Annotated in this window: 19 protein-coding genes; 12 read left to right on the top strand and 7 right to left on the bottom strand. The window is 75.2% G+C overall.

From position 1 onward, the window contains the following. Positions 1–24: 24 nt before the first annotated feature. A complete protein-coding gene (locus ACFU5J_RS01400; protein ID WP_430577560.1) occupies positions 25–480 on the bottom strand; it encodes a MarR family winged helix-turn-helix transcriptional regulator in 456 nt (151 codons plus the stop codon). Positions 481–630: 150 nt separating this feature from the next. Between ACFU5J_RS01400 and ACFU5J_RS01405 the strand changes: the two genes are divergently transcribed. Continuing rightward, the gene (locus tag ACFU5J_RS01405) at positions 631–2,124 is read left to right on the top strand and encodes an MFS transporter (protein ID WP_430573520.1); all 1,494 of its coding nucleotides are present in this window, start codon (positions 631–633) and stop codon (positions 2,122–2,124) included. Positions 2,125–2,149: 25 nt separating this feature from the next. On the opposite strand, the gene ACFU5J_RS01410 is transcribed toward ACFU5J_RS01405, so the two are convergent. Continuing rightward, positions 2,150–3,202 (bottom strand): YdcF family protein, encoded by a 1,053-nt coding sequence (locus ACFU5J_RS01410; RefSeq protein WP_430577561.1) that lies wholly within the window; start codon positions 3,200–3,202, stop codon positions 2,150–2,152. Between the two features lie 105 nt (positions 3,203–3,307). Between ACFU5J_RS01410 and ACFU5J_RS01415 the strand changes: the two genes are divergently transcribed. Then, complete coding sequence (locus ACFU5J_RS01415; RefSeq protein WP_430573522.1) at positions 3,308–3,727, top strand: VOC family protein; 420 nt, start codon at positions 3,308–3,310, stop codon at positions 3,725–3,727. A gap of 14 nt (positions 3,728–3,741) precedes the next feature. Here the strand turns inward: ACFU5J_RS01415 and ACFU5J_RS01420 are convergent, their stop codons facing one another. Both ACFU5J_RS01420 and ACFU5J_RS01425 read right to left on the bottom strand, forming a co-directional pair. Then, positions 3,742–4,302, bottom strand: coding sequence for a TetR/AcrR family transcriptional regulator (locus ACFU5J_RS01420; protein ID WP_430577562.1), 561 nt, complete (start codon positions 4,300–4,302; stop codon positions 3,742–3,744). Beyond that, entirely contained in the window at positions 4,295–4,903 is a 609-nt protein-coding gene (locus ACFU5J_RS01425; RefSeq protein WP_430573524.1) for a sugar O-acetyltransferase, read from the bottom strand. Before ACFU5J_RS01425 ends, ACFU5J_RS01420 begins: the two co-directional genes overlap by 8 nt. Before the next feature lie 156 nt (positions 4,904–5,059). On the opposite strand from ACFU5J_RS01425, the gene ACFU5J_RS01430 reads away from it, so the two are divergent. Then, positions 5,060–5,920 (top strand): CPBP family intramembrane glutamic endopeptidase, encoded by an 861-nt coding sequence (locus ACFU5J_RS01430; protein WP_430577563.1) that lies wholly within the window; start codon positions 5,060–5,062, stop codon positions 5,918–5,920. A gap of 29 nt (positions 5,921–5,949) precedes the next feature. Next, entirely contained in the window at positions 5,950–6,798 is an 849-nt protein-coding gene (locus ACFU5J_RS01435; protein ID WP_430573526.1) for an alpha/beta hydrolase, read from the top strand. Here the strand turns inward: ACFU5J_RS01435 and ACFU5J_RS01440 are convergent. After that, complete coding sequence (locus tag ACFU5J_RS01440; RefSeq protein ID WP_430573527.1) at positions 6,737–7,966, bottom strand: low temperature requirement protein A; 1,230 nt, start codon at positions 7,964–7,966, stop codon at positions 6,737–6,739. The genes ACFU5J_RS01435 and ACFU5J_RS01440 overlap by 62 nt on opposite strands. Positions 7,967–8,023: 57 nt before the next feature. Here ACFU5J_RS01440 and ACFU5J_RS01445 point away from each other — a divergent pair, with 57 nt between their 5' ends. The 5 genes from ACFU5J_RS01445 (at position 8,024) to ACFU5J_RS01465 (ending at position 11,323) form a co-directional block, all read left to right on the top strand. Beyond that, positions 8,024–8,689 (top strand): hypothetical protein, encoded by a 666-nt coding sequence (locus ACFU5J_RS01445; protein ID WP_430573528.1) that lies wholly within the window; start codon positions 8,024–8,026, stop codon positions 8,687–8,689. Between the two features lie 84 nt (positions 8,690–8,773). Continuing rightward, positions 8,774–9,253 carry a DUF2975 domain-containing protein gene (locus ACFU5J_RS01450; RefSeq protein WP_430577564.1) on the top strand — a complete coding sequence of 160 codons (480 nt, stop codon included), beginning with the start codon at positions 8,774–8,776 and terminating at the stop codon, positions 9,251–9,253. Then, on the top strand, positions 9,253–9,504 hold the full coding sequence (locus tag ACFU5J_RS01455) for a helix-turn-helix domain-containing protein (RefSeq protein WP_430577565.1): 252 nt from the start codon (positions 9,253–9,255) through the stop codon (positions 9,502–9,504). The genes ACFU5J_RS01450 and ACFU5J_RS01455 overlap by 1 nt, the downstream gene beginning before the upstream one ends. Next, a complete protein-coding gene (locus ACFU5J_RS01460) occupies positions 9,497–10,672 on the top strand; it encodes an NAD(P)/FAD-dependent oxidoreductase (protein WP_430577566.1) in 1,176 nt (391 codons plus the stop codon). The genes ACFU5J_RS01455 and ACFU5J_RS01460 overlap by 8 nt, the downstream gene beginning before the upstream one ends. 9 nt (positions 10,673–10,681) lie before the next feature. After that, positions 10,682–11,323 carry a LysE family translocator gene (locus ACFU5J_RS01465; protein ID WP_430573532.1) on the top strand — a complete coding sequence of 214 codons (642 nt, stop codon included), beginning with the start codon at positions 10,682–10,684 and terminating at the stop codon, positions 11,321–11,323. Between the two features lie 2 nt (positions 11,324–11,325). Here ACFU5J_RS01465 and ACFU5J_RS01470 read toward each other — a convergent pair whose 3' ends face one another. Next, positions 11,326–12,345, bottom strand: coding sequence for a zinc-dependent alcohol dehydrogenase family protein (locus ACFU5J_RS01470; RefSeq protein WP_430577567.1), 1,020 nt, complete (start codon positions 12,343–12,345; stop codon positions 11,326–11,328). 26 nt (positions 12,346–12,371) lie between these two features. After that, positions 12,372–13,634 (bottom strand): multidrug effflux MFS transporter, encoded by a 1,263-nt coding sequence (locus ACFU5J_RS01475; RefSeq protein ID WP_430577568.1) that lies wholly within the window; start codon positions 13,632–13,634, stop codon positions 12,372–12,374. A 112-nt stretch (positions 13,635–13,746) separates the two neighbouring features. Between ACFU5J_RS01475 and ACFU5J_RS01480 the strand changes: the two genes are divergently transcribed. Genes ACFU5J_RS01480 through ACFU5J_RS01490 form a run of 3 tightly spaced genes read left to right on the top strand, consistent with a single transcriptional unit; the run spans position 13,747 to position 16,598 of the window. Further along, the gene (locus ACFU5J_RS01480; protein WP_430577569.1) at positions 13,747–14,625 is read left to right on the top strand and encodes a helix-turn-helix transcriptional regulator; all 879 of its coding nucleotides are present in this window, start codon (positions 13,747–13,749) and stop codon (positions 14,623–14,625) included. After that, positions 14,622–15,833 carry a winged helix DNA-binding domain-containing protein gene (locus ACFU5J_RS01485; protein ID WP_430577570.1) on the top strand — a complete coding sequence of 404 codons (1,212 nt, stop codon included), beginning with the start codon at positions 14,622–14,624 and terminating at the stop codon, positions 15,831–15,833. The genes ACFU5J_RS01480 and ACFU5J_RS01485 overlap by 4 nt, the downstream gene beginning before the upstream one ends. Before the next feature lie 60 nt (positions 15,834–15,893). Beyond that, positions 15,894–16,598, top strand: a complete 705-nt coding sequence (locus ACFU5J_RS01490; RefSeq protein ID WP_430577571.1) for a hypothetical protein — start codon at positions 15,894–15,896, stop codon at positions 16,596–16,598. Positions 16,599–16,628 lie beyond the last annotated feature (30 nt).

The raw sequence follows: 16,628 nt of genomic DNA on the forward strand, positions 1-16,628 counted from the left end.
ACCGGGCCCGCCGGGGAGCCTCGGCTAGGCGTCGCGGACGGCCTCGCCGTAGGCCTGCGTGAACCGTTCGAGGAGGTCGAGGAACGCTCCCGCCTCGTCGCCGAGGACGGCCAGCCCGTCGGCGTAGGCGCCGAGCGCGCGGGTCGTGGCCCGCTCGAAGGCGGTGAGCCCCTCGGCCGTGGGCTCGATCAGGCGGGCGGGCCGGCCGGCCTCGGTGAAGCGGCGCAGGAACCCCGCGGCGAGCGCCGCGTTGACCTGGCGGTTCACCGTCGACTGCTCGAGCCGCAGGGCGTCGGCGATCTCCCGCAGCGTGCGGGGGCGACCGTCGGAGAGGAGCCACAGCAGCCGCCCGTCGGCCGTGCCGAGCTCGCTGTGGTGCTCCGCGATCCGGCGGTTGACGTCGAGGCGCACGAGGAGCGACGCCACGCGGCGGTCGGCGGGCAGGTCGGGGCCCGTGCCGAACGGCGCGGACGCGGTCATGGGACGGGTCGCGGCGGGGCCGCGGGCTGATGTCGACGACGCGGACGACGGTGTCTCGGACGGCATCGGGATCCCTCCAGGGTTGACGCGGGGAGATATGTAGGTAGCATACACATGGTCTTATGTAACTTACACATCCCGAGGTGTGCCGTGAGCTCGTCCCCCTCCCCCGACGCCCCGCCGGCGTCACGGTCGTCCGCCCGCGCGGTCGCCGTCATCGTCGTCCTCGCGTTCAGCAGCCTGTGCGCGGCCCTCATGCAGTCCCTGGTGATCCCGATCCAGAGCGAGCTGCCCGACCTGCTCGGCACCACCGCCAGCAACACGTCGTGGGTCGTCACGGCCACGCTCCTCGGCGGCGGCGTCGCCATGCCGGTCACCGGCCGCCTCGCCGACCTGTACGGCAAGAAGCCGGTCCTCGTCGTGTCGGCCGCGATCCTCGTGGTCGGCTCCGTCGTCTGCGCCCTGTCCGACTCCGTGGGCCCGATGATCGTGGGCCGCGTGCTGCAGGGCGTCGCCATGGGCTACATCCCCGTCGCGATCAGCATGGTCCGCGAGACCGCCCCCGCGCACCTGCGCAACACCGCCGTCGCCGGCATCAGCGCCACGCTCGGCGTCGGCGGCGCGCTCGGCCTCCCCCTGGCCGCGTGGATCGCCCAGGACTTCGACTGGCACGTCCTGTTCTGGGTCTCGGCCGGCCTCGCCGCCGTCATGACGGTGGCCACCCTCGTCGTCGTGCCGCACGTGCGCGACGCCCACCCCGGCCGGCTCGACGTCGTCGGCGCCATCGGCCTGGCGATCGGCCTCGTCGGCGTGCTCGTCGGCGTGTCCAAGGGCAACGACTGGGGCTGGGACCAGGCCAGCACGCTCGGCATGATCGTGGGAGGCGTCCTCGTGCTGCTCCTGTGGGGCTGGTACGAGCTGCGCCACCACGACCCGCTGGTCGACCTGCGCACCACGGCCCGCCGGCCGGTGCTGCTCACCAACATCGCCGCCGTGCTCATCGGCTTCGGCATGATGGCGCAGTCCATCGTCGTGCCGCAGCTCCTGCAGATGCCGGAGGCCACGGGCTACGGCCTGGGCCAGACGATCCTCGAGGCCGGGCTGTGGATGGCCCCGGCCGGGCTGATGATGATGGCGTTCACGCCGGTCTCGTCCCACCTCCTGACCCGCCTCGGCGGGCGCAGCACGATGGCGATCGGCGCGACCGTCCTGGCCCTCGGCTACGTGGTGGCCGTGTTCCTCATGGACGCGCCGTGGCAGCTCATGCTCGCGTCCTGCGTGGCGTCGGCCGGCGTCGGCATCGGGTACGCCGCGATGCCCACGCTGATCCTCACCAACGTGCCGGCCACGGAGTCCGCCGCGAGCGTCGGCCTCAACAGCCTCATGCGCTCCATCGGCACCACGGTGGCCGGCGCCGTCATGGCGATCGTCCTGACCAGCCAGACCACCGTCCTGGCCCCGGGCACCCCCGCCATCCCGACGGGCGGGGCGTTCCAGCTCTGCTTCGTCATCGGCGCCGTCGCAGCGGCCGTCGGCGCGGTGATCGTGCTGTTCATCCCGCGGCCGCGCGGCAGCCGGCCCGACGAGGGCCGGCACCTCCAGGCCGTGCCCGACGCCGAGGGCGACGCCGTCCTGGTCGGCTGAGGCCCCTTCCTCGCCGTCCCCGGGCCTACCGCCCGGTGACGGCGAGGAACGTCACCAGCGCCGTGACGAGGACGACGCCGACGGCCGCCACGACGTGCACCGCCGGGCGGCGCCGCAGCACCGCGACGAACTCGCGCAGGTACGCGCTGGGGAAGAAGTAGCCGGCCGTCGGTGCGCCCACCGCGTGCACGTCGAGGCCCAGGTCCATCGCCTCGAGCGCGGCGCGGGGGGCGTGGAAGTTGTTCGTCGCGACGAGGTACGGCCCCGGGGCGCCGTGCTCGCGCAGCAGCGCGACGCCGAGCGTGAGGTTCTCCCGGGTGGTGCGCGCGCGGTCCTCGACGAGCACGCGGTCGGCGGGCACGCCGTGGTCGGTGAGCCACTCCCCCATGGCGACGCCCTCGGGCCGGTCCTCGTCCGCGCCCTGCCCGCCCGACGGCACGATCGGCACGGGCCCGCCGTCGGCCCCCAGCCGCTCGGCCGCCTCGACGCCGGCCCGGAGCCGCGCCGCCAGCAGCGGCGGCACCCGGCCGCCGACCACCTTGGAGCCCAGCACGATCACGCCGTGCGCGGGCACCCGCGCCGCGAAGCGCCGGTAGAGCAGCGTCTGCGCCACGAAGCCCAGGAAGACGAACCCGAGCCAGGCCGTGCCCAGCATCAGCCCGACCACCAGCCCGAGGGTCCAGGGGACGTCGAGCACGAACGGCGCGACGACGACGAACGGCGCCGCCAGCATCGCCAGCCCCAGCAGCAGCGACATCAGGTTGCCCAGGCTGCGGCGCTCCCGGCGCACCATCGTCAGCCCGTTGACCACGAGGAACACCGGCAGCACCAGGACGCCCAGCGCGAGGAGGCCGACCACCAGGAACGAGGCCACCCCCATGACGGTCTCGCCGCCGGGCGCCAGGGCCACCAGCTGCCCGACCAACGCCGTCGCCGTGTACACGACGGCGAGCGCGAGGAAGCCGTTGCGCAGCCGGCGCGGGTCGACGCGCACGGAGTGCGCGAGCCACACCGCCCAGAACGCGCAGGCCGCCACCGACAGGGCGACCGACCAGAGGGTGGCTTCGACGTCGGCCATGCCGGGGGACTCCAGGGGTGAGGTGCGGGGACTGAACGCAGGATAGGGGGACGCGCGGCGATATGGCCTGGGGAGCCGGGGCGATGACGTGCTCTGATACCCCGCATGACCTCACGCATCTCGCACACGACCTTCGACGCCCGCGACGCCTACGCCCAGTCCCAGTGGTGGAACCAGGTGCTCGGCTACACGGACGTGCCGGGCGACCCCAACCTGCCCGGCCACGAGGAGTGCATGATCGTGCCGCCCGCCGACCACGACGCCCCGGCGGAGAGCCACGGCCACGTCCTCTTCATCGAGGTCCCGGAGCCCAAGGAGATCAAGAACCGCCTGCACCTCGACCTGCGCGCCACCGACCGCACGCGCGACGAGGAGCTGGAGCGCCTGCTCTCCCTCGGCGCGACGGTCGTCGCCGACCGCCGCACGCCCGACGGCGGCGGCTGGGTCGTGCTGGCCGACCCCGAGGGCAACGAGTTCTGCATCCTGCGCAGCGCCGCCGAGCTGCAGGCCGCCGGCCTGGCCTGACGGTCCGGCCCGGCTCAGGCCCGGGTGATCCGCGCGACGGCGTCGGCGAGGAGGGCCGCGTCGTACGGGCCCTGGCCCTCCGGCCGGTCGAGCGTCCGGTGCACGGCCAGGCCCTCGATCAGCGCGTCGAGCATGCGCGCCGTCGTCGGGTCGAAGTGCCGCTCCAGCGCGCGGCGTGAGCGCGCCATCCACGCGGTGGTGAGGTCGCGGAACGCGGGCTCCCGCGCGGCCAGCGTGTAGAGCTCGTGCGTGAGGACGAGGTCGCGCCGGGTGCCGGCCACGTCGGAGACGAGGCCGACGACGGCCGCGCGGGCGTCGTCGGCGTCGGCCGCGGCGCCGAGGCGGCGCTCGAACTCGTCGCTCACCGTGCGAGCGAACCGCCCGAAGGCCTCGCGCAGCAGCTCGTCCATGCCGGCGAAGTGGTAGGTCATCGACCCGAGCGGCACGTCCGCCGCCTCGGCGACGCGGCGGTGCGACGTGCCGGCGACGCCGTGCGCGACGACGACGTCGAGGCACGCGTCGACGATGCGGTCGCGCCGCCCCGGGTCGGTACGGCGAGGGCGGCGGTCAGGCACCGGCGCCGCCGTCGTCCTCCGCGATGCCGCGCACGACGCGCGCGGGGTTGCCCACCGCGACGACGTTCGCCGGGACGTCGCGCGTGACGACCGCGCCGGCCCCGATCACCGAGTTGTCCCCGATGGTCACGCCGGGGCACACGATCACGCCGCCGCCGAGCCACACGTTGTCGCCGAGGGTGATGGGCCGCGCCGCCTCGAGCTTGTCCCGGCGCGGGGTGGGCTCCACGGGGTGCGTCGGGGTGAGCAGCTGCACGTTCGGGCCGATCTGGCAGTCCTCGCCGATGACGATCGGCGCGACGTCGAGGGCGGTGAGGTGGTAGTTGACGAAGGTCCGCGCGCCCACGTGGAGGTTCTCGCCGTAGTCGACGTACAGCGGCGGCCGCACCACGGCGTCCTCCCCCAGCGTGCCGAGCAGCTCGGCGAGCACCGGGCGGGCGCCGTCGGGGTCGGCGGGTGCGGTCCGCGCGTACTCGTCCTGGAGGCGGGCGGCGCGCCGGGCGCGGCGCTCGATCTCCGGGTCGTCCGCGACGTAGAGGTCGCCGGCGAGCATGCGGTCGTGGTTGCTGCGGGGGTCGCCGGCGAAGTGGTCGGTCGTCATGCGCGGCAGCCTACCCGCGATATGTACGACCGTACATATCGTGGACGAGGGCCGGCGGGGCGGGCACCGCGCCCTCCGCGCGCGGCGGGGCCGCGCCGCGTCTACCGTGCCCGCAGGGGCGACCGCCCCGGTCGGCGCGAGCGGCATGGAGGCGGCATGGTCGACGGGACGGGCGACACCTCGCCGTGGCAGGGCTTCTGGGAGCGCGGCGGGCTGTGGCGCGCCGTCCTCGCCGCCGCCGCGTACCTCGCGCTCTACCTCGGCGCGAGCCGCGTGATCGGCGTGTGGTTCGCCCACTCGGTGGACCCCGACGACCTCTTCGCGACCCCCACGGGCGTCTTCGTCGCCCTCGCCCTCCCGCTGCTCGTCGGGGCCGTGGTGCTCGTCCTCTTCGTCGCGTCGCTGCGGTGGTTCCCCGTGCTGTTCGGGCCCCAGCCCGCGGGCCGCGGCTGGATGTGGGTGGCGCCCGCCATCGTGCTCGTGCCCGTGCTGCTGCGCGCGGCCGGCGTGGACTACGGCTCGTACGCGGCCGGCGTCGTCGTGACCACGCTGTTCGCCGGGCTGCTCGTCGGGTTCGTCGAGGAGGTGCTGTGCCGCGGCGTCGTCGTGACGCTGCTGCGCCGCGGCGGCTCCACGGAGTGGGTCGTCATGGTGGTGTCGTCGCTCGTGTTCGCGCTGCTGCACTCGGCGAACGCCCTGTCCGGGATGGCGCCCGCCACCGTCGCGCTCACGGTGGTCTACACGTTCGGCTTCGGCGTCGCCATGTACCTGACGCTGCGCGTCACCGGGAACCTCGTCTGGCCGATCCTGCTGCACGGCGCCTTCGACCCGATGCTGTTCCTCGCCACCGGCGGGATCGACGAGACGACGACCCTCGCGCCCGTGAGCCCCCTGCTCGCCCTCGCCACCCCCACGAACTTCCTGTTCATCGCGCTCGGCCTGGTCTCGCTGTTCCTCGCGCGCGCCGTGAACGGTCGCGCCAAGGGGCACGACACGCCCCGCCCGGCCGCGGCCTGACGCCCCTCGCCTCCGCTAGGTTCGCCGGCATGTCCCCCACGTTCGTGCTGGTCCACGGCGCTTTCGCCAACTCGTTCTCGTTCGCGCCGCTGCAGGCCGAGCTGGCCCTGCGCGGCCTCCGCTCGCTCGCCGTCGACCTGCCCGGGCACGGCTTCGAGGCCACCTTCCCGGCCGCCTACCAGGCGCCGCAGGACCCGGCCGCGCTCGCGACGGCGCCCGGCGCGATCCAGGGCGTCACCCTCGCGGACAACGCCGCCCACGTCGTCGGCGTCCTGGAGCGGGTGCGGGAGCACGGGCCCGTGGTCCTCGTCGGGCACAGCCGCGGCGGCGCCACCGTGACCGCGGTCGCGAACGCGCGACCCGACCTCGTCGACCGCCTCGTATACGTCTCCGCGTGGGCGCCCGTGGACCTCGACGCCGCCGCGTACAACGCCGAGCCGGAGATGGCGACGGTGGACGCCGCGGCGCTCGCGGGCGCGCTCGCCGCTCACCCGGCCGACGTCGGGCTGCTGCGCTGCAACTTCCGCACCGCCGACCCGGACGTGCTCTCCGGCCTCAAGGCCCTCTTCCTCGCCGACGGCACCGACGACGAGTTCCGCACCTTCCTCACCACGTTCCAGCCCGACGAGAACCTCGACGTCGGCACCTCCGACGACCGCGCCCAGGCCGCGACGTGGGGCACCGTGCCGCGCACCTTCGTGCGCCTCAGCGAGGACGCCAGCATGCCGCTCGCGATGCAGGACCGGCTGATCCGCGAGGCCGACGCGCTCACCCCGGACAACCCCTACGACGTGCGGACGCTGCGCGCCAGCCACCTCAGCTGGCTGGTGCACCCCGCTCCGGCCGCCGACCTGCTCGCGGAGCTCGCGGCTCGCTGAGCGGGGGGTGCAGCACCAGCACCACGACGATCAGCACCATGATCACGGCGGTGAGGGTGACGGGCACCGGGATCACCGGGTCCAGCAGCACCAGGACGGCGCCCACCGGCACCACCGCGTTGACGACGCGGTCGGCGTTGTCGCGGATCGCGATCCACCAGATGCCCAGCACGAACACGGCGATGGGGATCGTCACCGTGAACGACGCGGCCACGTCGGACAGCGCGGTGTGCCCGGTGAGCGCGTCGATCTCCACCTCGATGCCCGCGGAGAACGCGCCGGCCGCGGCGAACACGAAGTAGTGCACGTAGCCGTAGCGCAGCGACCGCGACAGCCGGGCCTCGCCGAGGGCGCGGTGGTGCGGCGGCCAGAAGTAGATCCACCACAGCGCGGCGGTGACCACCACCGTCAGCACGGCGATCGAGACCAGCGAGGCCAGGTCCTGCTCGTCGTGCAGCGCCTCGATGATGGCGTTCGACGACGCCAGCAGGCTCTCGCCGAGCAGGATGAGCGTGAACAGGCCGTACCGCTCGGTGATGTGGTGCGGGTGCCACGGCGTCCGGCCGCGGGTCTCCGCGACCACCGGTACCGCGACCTCCGCGACGATCAGGAGGAGCACCACGGGCGTCTGCGCCGCCTCCGGCAGCAGGAGCATGCCCAGCCAGCAGACCTGCACCACCGCGATGCCCAGGGCGTACGCCCGCGTCGCCCCGCGGGTGGGGCCCGCCGTCCGCGACGCCCGCAGCCACTGCGCGATCATCGCCGCGCGCATGACCACGTAGGCGAGCACGACGACGGTGAGGTCGCCGTCGACGAAGACCGGCTCGATCCCCGCGGCGAGCACCAGCACGCCCGACATCTGCACGATCGTGAGCACGCGGTAGAGCCAGTCGTCCGTGTCGAACGACGTGGCGAACCACGTGAAGTTCATCCACGCCCACCAGATGCCGAAGAAGACGATGCCGTAGGACGCCAGGCCGCCCGCGACGTCGCCGTCCGTGAGCGCGTGGTGCAGCTGTACCGACGCCACGCTCACCGCGACCACGAACACGAGGTCGAAGAAGAGCTCGAGCGTGCTCGCGGTGCGGCCCGGCTCGTGCGGGTCGCGTGCGCCCATCCGCACCAGGCGGGAGCGGGCGGGGGTCTCTGGCGTGCTCACGCGAGACATCGTGCACCCGGCGGGGGCGACGGGCCACGCGCCCGGCCCGCGGTTACGCTGCCGGGGATGTTCTCGGACCGCAGGCGCCGGCGCGCAGCCCGGCGGGTGAAGCCCGGCGACGGGCACGCCCTGCAGCGGTTCCGCTGGTGGCAGCCGCTGTCCCGCGCGCTGTTCCACCTGCGCGTCGCGGGCCCCGAGGGTCGGCCCGAGACCTGGTCGGTGGACGTGCGGCTCTGGGGCGACTCCGACGACGGCGAGGTGCGGTCCCGGCTCTACCTCGACGGCGCGCACCAGGCGACGTCGAAGCTCCCCGCCGAGTTCCCGGTCACCGGCGGCACCGTGCAGGTCGAGACGAGCGGCTACGGGCTGCGCCGCTGCCACTACGTGACGCCCGACGGGCGCGAGCGGCAGCTGGTGCCCGACCCCGCCTCCGCCGAGGGCCGCCGGGCCCGCCTCGACCGCGAGCGCCCGGGCCTGAGCCGCGGCATCGGGGCCCTCACGTGGGTCGTCCTCGCGGTCGCCCTCGTGCTCGGCGTCCCGCAGCTCGTCGAGGAGATCTCGCAGATCCCGCCCGTCGCCGAGCGGTTCGGCACGTTCACCTCGCCGGTCCGGCTCCCCGGGAGCCTCAACGTCGCGCTCCTGGTCGCCACCCTCCTGGCCAGCACCGAGCGCGCGCTGCGCCTGCGCTATCACTGGCTGCTGGACGGCGGGCTGTTCGACGGCGACGGCTAGCCGTCGGAGGAGATGCTGCGAAGAACCTGCAAAGCGATCGATATCTATTGACTTTCGATAGGTGTGGACGCCAGGCTCGGCCGCATGTCACGCACCCAGCGCCTCGTCGGGCCCCTGCGCGCCCTGCTCGTCGCGGTCTTCGCCGCCCTCCTCGCCGCCCAGGTCGCCGTGCTGCCCGCGGCCTTCGCGCGGATGGCCGTCGAGTCGCCCGACCTGGCCCCCCTGCGCTGGCCGCTGCTGGTGCTCGCCGTCGTGGGCCTCGCGTGCGTGCAGGCCGTCATCGTGTGCACGTGGCGGCTGCTGACGATGGTCCGCGACGACCGGATCTTCTCCGAACACGCCCTCGTCTGGGTGAACGGCATCGTCACGGCGGCGGCTTCCGCGTGGGTGCTGGTGCTGGCCGCGTTCGCCCTCCTCGTGGCCGCCGAGGGGCTGGCCGGTCTCGCCGCCCTGCTCCTGCTGGTGCTCCTGGTGGGCGCCGCCGTCGGGCTGCTCATGGTGGTGCTGCGGGCGCTGCTGCGGCAGGCCACGGAGCTGCGCACCGACCTCGACGGGGTGATCTGATGGCGATCGTCGTCCGCCTCGACGTGGAGCTCGCGCGCCGCAAGATGAGCGTCGGCGAGTTCGCCGAGCGCGTCGGCCTCACGCCCGCCAACGTCGCCGTCCTCAAGAACGGGCGGGCCAAGGCGGTGCGGTTCGCGACGCTCGACGCGATGTGCCGGGTGCTCGGGTGCCAGCCGGGCGACCTCCTGGAGCGGGTCGACGACGACGAGACCGTCGACGAGACGGTCGACGAGGGCGGCGACGATGCCTGACGTCCTCGTGGTCGGCGCCGGCCTGGCGGGGCTGTGGACGGCCACCGAGCTCGCCCGGCGGGGACACGACGTCGTCCTCGCCGACCGGCGCACCAGGCTCGACGCCTCCGTGCGCACCACCGGCATCTTCGTGCGCCGCACGCTGGAGGACTTCGACCTCCCGCCGGAGCACCTCGGCCCGGCGGTGCGGCGCATGGTGCTCTACCCGCCGTCGCACCGGCGGCCCGTCACCCTCGACAGCGCCCACGACGAGTTCCGCGTGGGCGACATGGCCGCCCTCTACCTGACGCTCGCGGAGCGGGCGGTCGCGGCGGGCGTGCGGCTCGAGCTCGGCACCCGGTACCTCGGGCGGCGCGGGGACGCCCACCTGCTGCACGGCCCGCGCGGCCCGCAGGAGGTGTCCGCGACGTTCGTCGTGGGGGCCGACGGGGCGCGCTCCGCCGTCGCGCGGGAGCTCGGCCTCGACCGCAACCGCGAGCTGCTGGTCGGCGCGGAGGAGGTGTACGCCCTGCCGCCCCGCGACGCCCGGCCCGGAGTCGTGCCCGCCTTCCACTGCGTGCTCGACCCGCGCCTCGCTCCCGGGTACCTCGCGTGGGTGCTGGACGACGGCCGGCACGCGCACGTGGGCGTCGCCGGGTACGCCGACCGGTACCCGCACGGGCTGCGCGACGCGCTGCGGCGCTTCGCCGCGAGCGCGCCGGGCCTCGCGGGCACGGGCCGGCCGGAGGCGGTCGAGCGGCGGGCCGGGCCGATCCCCGTCGGAGGGTTGCTGCGCCGTATCGCCGGGCCGCACGGGCTCCTGGTCGGCGACGCGGCGGGCGCCGTCTCGCCGCTCACGGCCGGCGGTCTCGACCCGTGCCTGCGGCTGTCCGAGCATGCGGCCGACGTCCTCGACCGGGCCCTGCGCACCGGCGACCGGCGGGAGCTGGCGCGGTACGACGGCGCCGCGCTGCGCGCCCGCTTCCGCGGGCGGCTCACCCTGCGCCGCGGGCTGTCCCTGGTGCGCACGCCCGCGGCGGCGGGGGCCGGGGTCGCGCTGCTGCGCACGCCCCCGGGCCGCGCCGCCGCGCGCCGCATCCTCTTCGGGCACGGGTCGTTCCCCGACCCCCGGCCGGCGCCCGCCGTCCCGCGCGAGATCGCCCTCGCCACGCCGGGCGCGCGGGGCTAGATTCCCCCTGTGCCGCCCGTCGAGTCGCTCCTCGCCTTCGCGCTGGCCTCGGTCGTGCTCATCGCGATCCCGGGGCCCAGCGTGCTCTTCGTGGTCGGCCGCTCGCTGTCGCTCGGCCGGCGCAGCGGCATGGTGAGCGTGCTCGGCAACGAGCTCGGCGCGCTCGTCCCGGTCACCGCGGTGGCGCTGGGGGTGGGCACCCTGGTCGCGCAGTCGATCGCGCTGTTCACGGTGCTCAAGCTGCTCGGCGCCGCCTACCTGGCGTACCTCGGCGTCCAGGCGATCCGGCACCGGCGGGAGGGCACCGACGTCGGGGCGGACCCGCGCGCGCGGCCCGCGTCGTCGTGGACGGTGCTGCGCCAGGGGTTCGTGGTCGGGGCGACCAACCCCAAGACGATCGTGTTCTTCGTGGCCGCGCTCCCCCAGTTCGTCGACTTCCACGGCGAGGCCGTGCCCCTGCAGATGCTGGTGCTGGGCCTCGAGTTCACGCTGATCGCGCTCGTGCTCGACGGCACGTGGGCGTTCCTCGCCGGCACGGCCCGCGCCTGGTTCGCCCGGTCGCCGCGGCGCCTCGCGGCGATCCGCGGCACCGGCGGCGGGATGATGCTGGGCCTCGCCGGCGCGCTGGCGCTCACGCCGGCGAAGTCCTGACCTCAGACGGTCAGCAGCACCTTCGTCGCCCGGCGCTCGTCCATCGCGGCGTAACCCTCGGCCGCCCGCTCGAGGGGCAGCGCGAGGTCGAAGACCTGTCCCGGGTCGATCACCCGGTCCCAGATCAGCCGGACCAGCTCGGGCAGGAACCGGCGCACCGGCGCAGGGCCGCCGTGCAGGTGGATGCCGGCCATGAACATGTCGTCCCCGGGCAGCGCGACGTCGTGCGAGACGCCGACGAAGCCCATGTGGCCGCCGGGGCGGGTGGAGTGCACGGCCTGCATCATCGACTCCTGCGTGCCGACGGCCTCGATCACCGAGTGCGCGCCGAGCCCGTCCGTCAGCTCCTTGACGCGAGCCACGCCCGCGTCCCCGCGCTCGGTCACGATGTCCGTGGCCCCGAACCGGCGGGCCAGGGCCTGCCGGTCGGCGTGCCGGGACATGGCGATGATGCGCTCGGCGCCGAGCTGCTTCGCGGCGAGCACGCCGAGCAGCCCGACCGCGCCGTCGCCCACCACGGCGACGGTCTTGCCGGGGCCCGCCTCGGCGGCCACGGCGGCGAACCAGCCGGTGCCGAGCACGTCGGAGGCGGCGAGCAGCGAGGGCACGAGGTCGTCGTCGGGCATCCCTGGCGTCGCGACGAGAGTGCCGTCCGCCAGGGGGATGCGCGCCCGCTCGGACTGCGTGCCGAGGGTTCCCATGAGCACCCGGTGCACGCAGTAGGCCTGGTAGCCGGAGCGGCAGATCTCGCACGTGTTGTCGGACGCCCAGAACGAGCCGACGACGAAGTCGCCGACCTTGACGGTCCGCACGTCGTCGCCGACCTCCTCGACGACGCCGACGTACTCGTGGCCCATCACGGCGTCGTGCACGTCGTCCGCACCGCGGTAGGGCCACAGGTCGGACCCGCAGATGCAGGTGGCGGTGACGCGGATGACCGCGTCGGTGGGCTCGAGGATCCTCGGGTCGTCACGCTCGACGACGCGCACGTCGCCGGGGGCGTGCAGGATGACTCCGCGCATGGTGGTGCTCCGTTCTGAGGGGTTGTTCAGGAGTGGACGGTGTCCGCGTCGAGGGCGACGCGGTGGACGGAGGGCGCGCCCGCGCCGGCGCGGGCGCCAGGCGCCAGCAGGGCGACGGTGGCGAGCGAGACGGCGGTGACGGTGACGAGGCCGAGCGGCAGGATCGCCGCTGCCCCGCCGAGGCCGACCAGCGGCGCGGCCACCCCGCCGAAGCCGAACCGCACCATGCCCAGCAGGGACGACGCCGTGCCGGCGAGCCGCGGGTAGCCGACCAGCGCGAGCGTCGTCGCGGGCGGTGAGGTCGTGGCGACACCGCTCGCGAGCGCCAGCAGCGCCACGACCACCACCCACACGGGCATCGTGGTGGTCCCAGCCAGCAGCAGCCCGAGGGCGCCGAGTCCCGCGAGGCCGGTGCCGACGGCGAGCGTGCCCGGGACGCTCCAGCGCTCCGCGGCGCGACCCGCGAGGAACCCGCAGGTCATGAACCCGGCGGAGTTGAGGCCGAAGGCGAGCGCGTACCCCTGAGGGGACAGCCCGTAGACCCCTTGCAGCACGAAGGTCGCACCGGCCAGGTAGGCGAACAGCGCGGCGTACGCGAAGCCTTGGTGCAGCACCGCGGCCACGAAGACCCGGTCGGACAGCAGCACGCGGAAGTCGCGCCCGGTCCGGCCGAAGCCGCCGGCGATGCGCCGGTCGGCGGGCAGCGTCTCCGGGAAGGCGACGACCACCGCACCGAGGACGACGACACCGACGGCCGCGAGGAAGACGAACAGACCGCGCCAGTCGGTGACCGTGGTCAGCTGCCCGCCGAGCAGCGGCCCGACGACCGCCGCCAGGCCGCCCGCCACCGTGAGGCGGCCGTAGAAGCGGATCAGCGCGCCGCCGTCGTAGACGTCGCGACCCGCGGCCTGCGCGACGACGATGCCGACGCCGCCGGCCAGCCCCTGCACGAGCCTCGCGACGACCAGCAGCTCCACGGTGGGGCTGGCCGCGCAGAGCGCGGAGGTGACGACGTACGCGACCACGCCGACGAGCAGCACCCCGCGCCGCCCGAGCCGGTCGGAGAGCGGCCCCGCCACGAGCTGTCCGGCGGCGAGGCCCACGAGGCAGGCGGTCACCGTGAGCTGCGCGACCGAGGTCGTCGCACCGAGGTCCGCCGTCAGGGCCGGGAGGGCCGGGAGGTACAGGTCCATGGAGATCGGCCCGAACACGGTGAGCAGGAGCAGCAGCGCGGGCAGCGTCCGGGCGAACCGGTGCTGCGGCGCGGCGGGCTGGACGGGTGCGGGCATGTCCACCAGCGTGCGTCGTCCGACCGGCGCGCGGGAGTCACTGACGAGACGTGTACCGCCAGGGCACCCCTCGCGCCCGTCGCCGTCGACGGTCCGCACCTAGCCTGGCGACATGGACAACCGGGCCGAGGTGCGCGAGTTCCTCATGTCGCGCCGCGCCAAGGTGACTCCCGAGGAGGCGGGCCTGCCGGCGGGTTCGCACCGCCGGGTGCCGGGCCTGCGGCGCGGCGAGGTCGCCATGCTGGCCGGCGTGAGTGTCGAGTACTACGCACGGCTCGAGCGCGGCGCGGTGGCCGGCGCCTCGGCGTCGGTCCTCGACGCTGTGGCTCGAGCCCTCCGGCTGGACGACGCCGAGCACGCCCACCTGCTCGATCTCGCGCGCGCCGCGGACGGCGTCCCGACGTCGGGGCGTGCCCGGGGTCGCGCGACCCGGCCCGGCGTTCCGCGGCCGAGCCTGCAGTGGGCCCTGGACGCCATCACCGACGCGGTCGCGTTCGTCCGCGACCCGCGGCAGAACCTGCTCGCGACCAACTCCTTGGGCCGCGCGTTCTACTCCCCCGTCATCGGCGACGGCGGCCGGGTGCCCAACCTGGCGCGGTTCCAGTTCCTCGACCCGGCGGCGCCCGACTTCTACCCCGACTGGGACGTCATGGCCGAGATGTGCGTGGCGGTCATGCGCGCGGAGGCCGGCCGGAACCCGCACGACCGGGCCCTCCAGGACCTGGTCGGCGAGCTCTCCACGCGGAACGAGGTCTTTCGTACCCTCTGGGCCGCACACGACGTCCGCATCCACGGCGCAGGCACCAAGCGGTTCCGGCACCCCGTCGTCGGCGACCTCACGCTCGCCTACGAGGAGCTGGGGGTGACGGCCGAGCCCGGCCAGGTGCTCCTCGTCTACACGGCCGAGCCCGGATCGCCGTCCGCCGAGCGTCTCCGGCTGCTCGCGTCGTGGGGCGCCGACGCCCGCGGCGCCGTTGGGCGGGCCGGATGACGGCCCGCGTCACCCGGGACGACGTCGTCGCGTTCCGCCTCGCCGCGCACGGCCTGGCCGCGCGGGCCCCGGCCGGCGACCTCGCCGTCGTCGCGGGCCGCTGCGGGGTGCAGGACAGCCCGCCCGGGTCGGCGCTGCTCGCACTGCACGCGCGGGCGGAGGAGGTCACGCGCGAGGGCGTCGACGCCGCGCTCGGCGAGGAGAGGTCGCTGCTGCGCACGTGGGCGATGCGCGGGGCGCCGTTCGTCGTGCCGACCGCCGACGCCGCCGCCTTCACGGCCGGGGTGCTGCCGCCCGCCGAGGAGGCCCGTCGGCATCTGCTGCTGGGCGTCGGGCCGTCGCTGGACAGGCTCGGGCTGAGCCTGACCGATGCGGTCGACCTCACACGCGCGGAGCTCCGGGGCGTGCTGGCCGGTCGTCGGCTCGCGATCGGCGAGCTCGGCGCGGAGCTGGCCGCGCGCGTCGCCCCCGGCCTGCCGTCCGCCCGCCGGGCCGTGTGGGAGGCGGAGGGCCCGTACGCCGCCGGACAGCCCCTCGGGGAGGGCGTCGTGCACTTCTGCCTGCGCGTCCTCACGCTCGAGGGCGTGCTCTGCTTCGCCCCTCGCGACGGCAACCAGGCCCCGTTCGTGCTGGTCGACGAGTGGCTCGGCCACCCGCTCCCCGAGGTCGACCCGGCCGCGGCGCGCGCGGAGCTGCTGCGGCGCTACCTGCACTGCTACGGCCCGACCACCCGGGCGGCCTTCGCCACGTGGGCCGGCGTCCGCGCGGGCGACGTCGGCCCCTGGTGGGACGAGGTCGCCGACGAGCTCGCTCCGGTCGAGGTGGCGCCCGCCGCCGGCGGGCGAGCCTCCCGGGGGTGGCTCCTCGCCGACGACGTCGACGCCCTGGCCTCCGCCACGATGCCGACAGGCGTGCGCCTCCTGCCGCCCCGCGACCCATACACCCAGCTCCGCGACCGCGCGACGATCGTCGCGAAGGAGCACCACCGCGCCGTGTGGGCGCCCGTCGGCGACCCCGGCACCGTGCTGGTCGACGGCGAGGTCGCCGGCACCTGGCGGCCCCGCGCGAAGGGGTCCCGGCTGACCCTCGCCGTGACGACGTTCGGACGGCTCCCTGACCGCGCGACCGCCCTGCTGAACGACGAAGCCGTGCAGGTCGCGGCGCTGCGCGGCTCGTCCACCGTGGACGTCGAGCTCACGACAGCCTGACGACGACCCACACCCCCTTTTCACCCGGGCCGCCACGACGCTGCGGGGTACTTTCCCGGCATGCGCATGAACGACCTCTCGGCGGAGCCCGTGCTGATCCCGGTGCGCGGGCGCGCCGTGGGCCCCGTGGCGTGGACGCTGGCCTGGTCGTTCGCCCCGGCGCGCGGCCGGCGGGCGTGGGCGGCTGTGACCTGGCCGGTGTGGGTCGCGCTCGTCGTGGTGCTCGGCGGGTTCGCCCACCGGGACGCCGAGGTCGTGGCGCGGGTGACGTACCGGCGGTCGTGGCCCTCCCCCCGCGCCGTCGGGAGCGTGCTGGCGATCTCGGTCTCGACCGGCGCGGCGTTGGGCATCGTCTCCGGCCTGGCGGCGGGGATCGGCCCGGCCGCCGACGCTCTCGTCACCGCGGCGGTCCTTGCCTGGCCGGCGACCGCGCTGCTCCTCCTGGTCGTGGCGGCAGGCCGCGCGGGCGTGGCGATCGCGAGGGCCCAGCGCCCTGCGCGGCTCGCCGCCTCGCGGGAGCAGCGCCGCGCCGACGTCGCGGCGATCCGTGCGGCGAACTGGACGGTCGACTACGCCGCGTCCCGGGGACCTGGCGGCGGGATCGCCCTGATCGCCCGCCACGTCGGCGAGGTGGTCCCGCCGGGCGAGACGGTGCGGACCCTCGCCGCCTCGGCCCGGCACGCCGCCGTCTACCGGCGCTTCGGCCTCGAGCCGCTGCCCAGCCGGCCCCTGCTGCTGGTGGGGACGGTGCCGTCCACGCACTGAGGCGAAGGACGCCGCCGTGCCCTGGCAGGA

The organism is Isoptericola sp. NPDC057559 (assembly GCF_042801555.1).
GTDB lineage: Bacteria > Actinomycetota > Actinomycetes > Actinomycetales > Cellulomonadaceae > Isoptericola.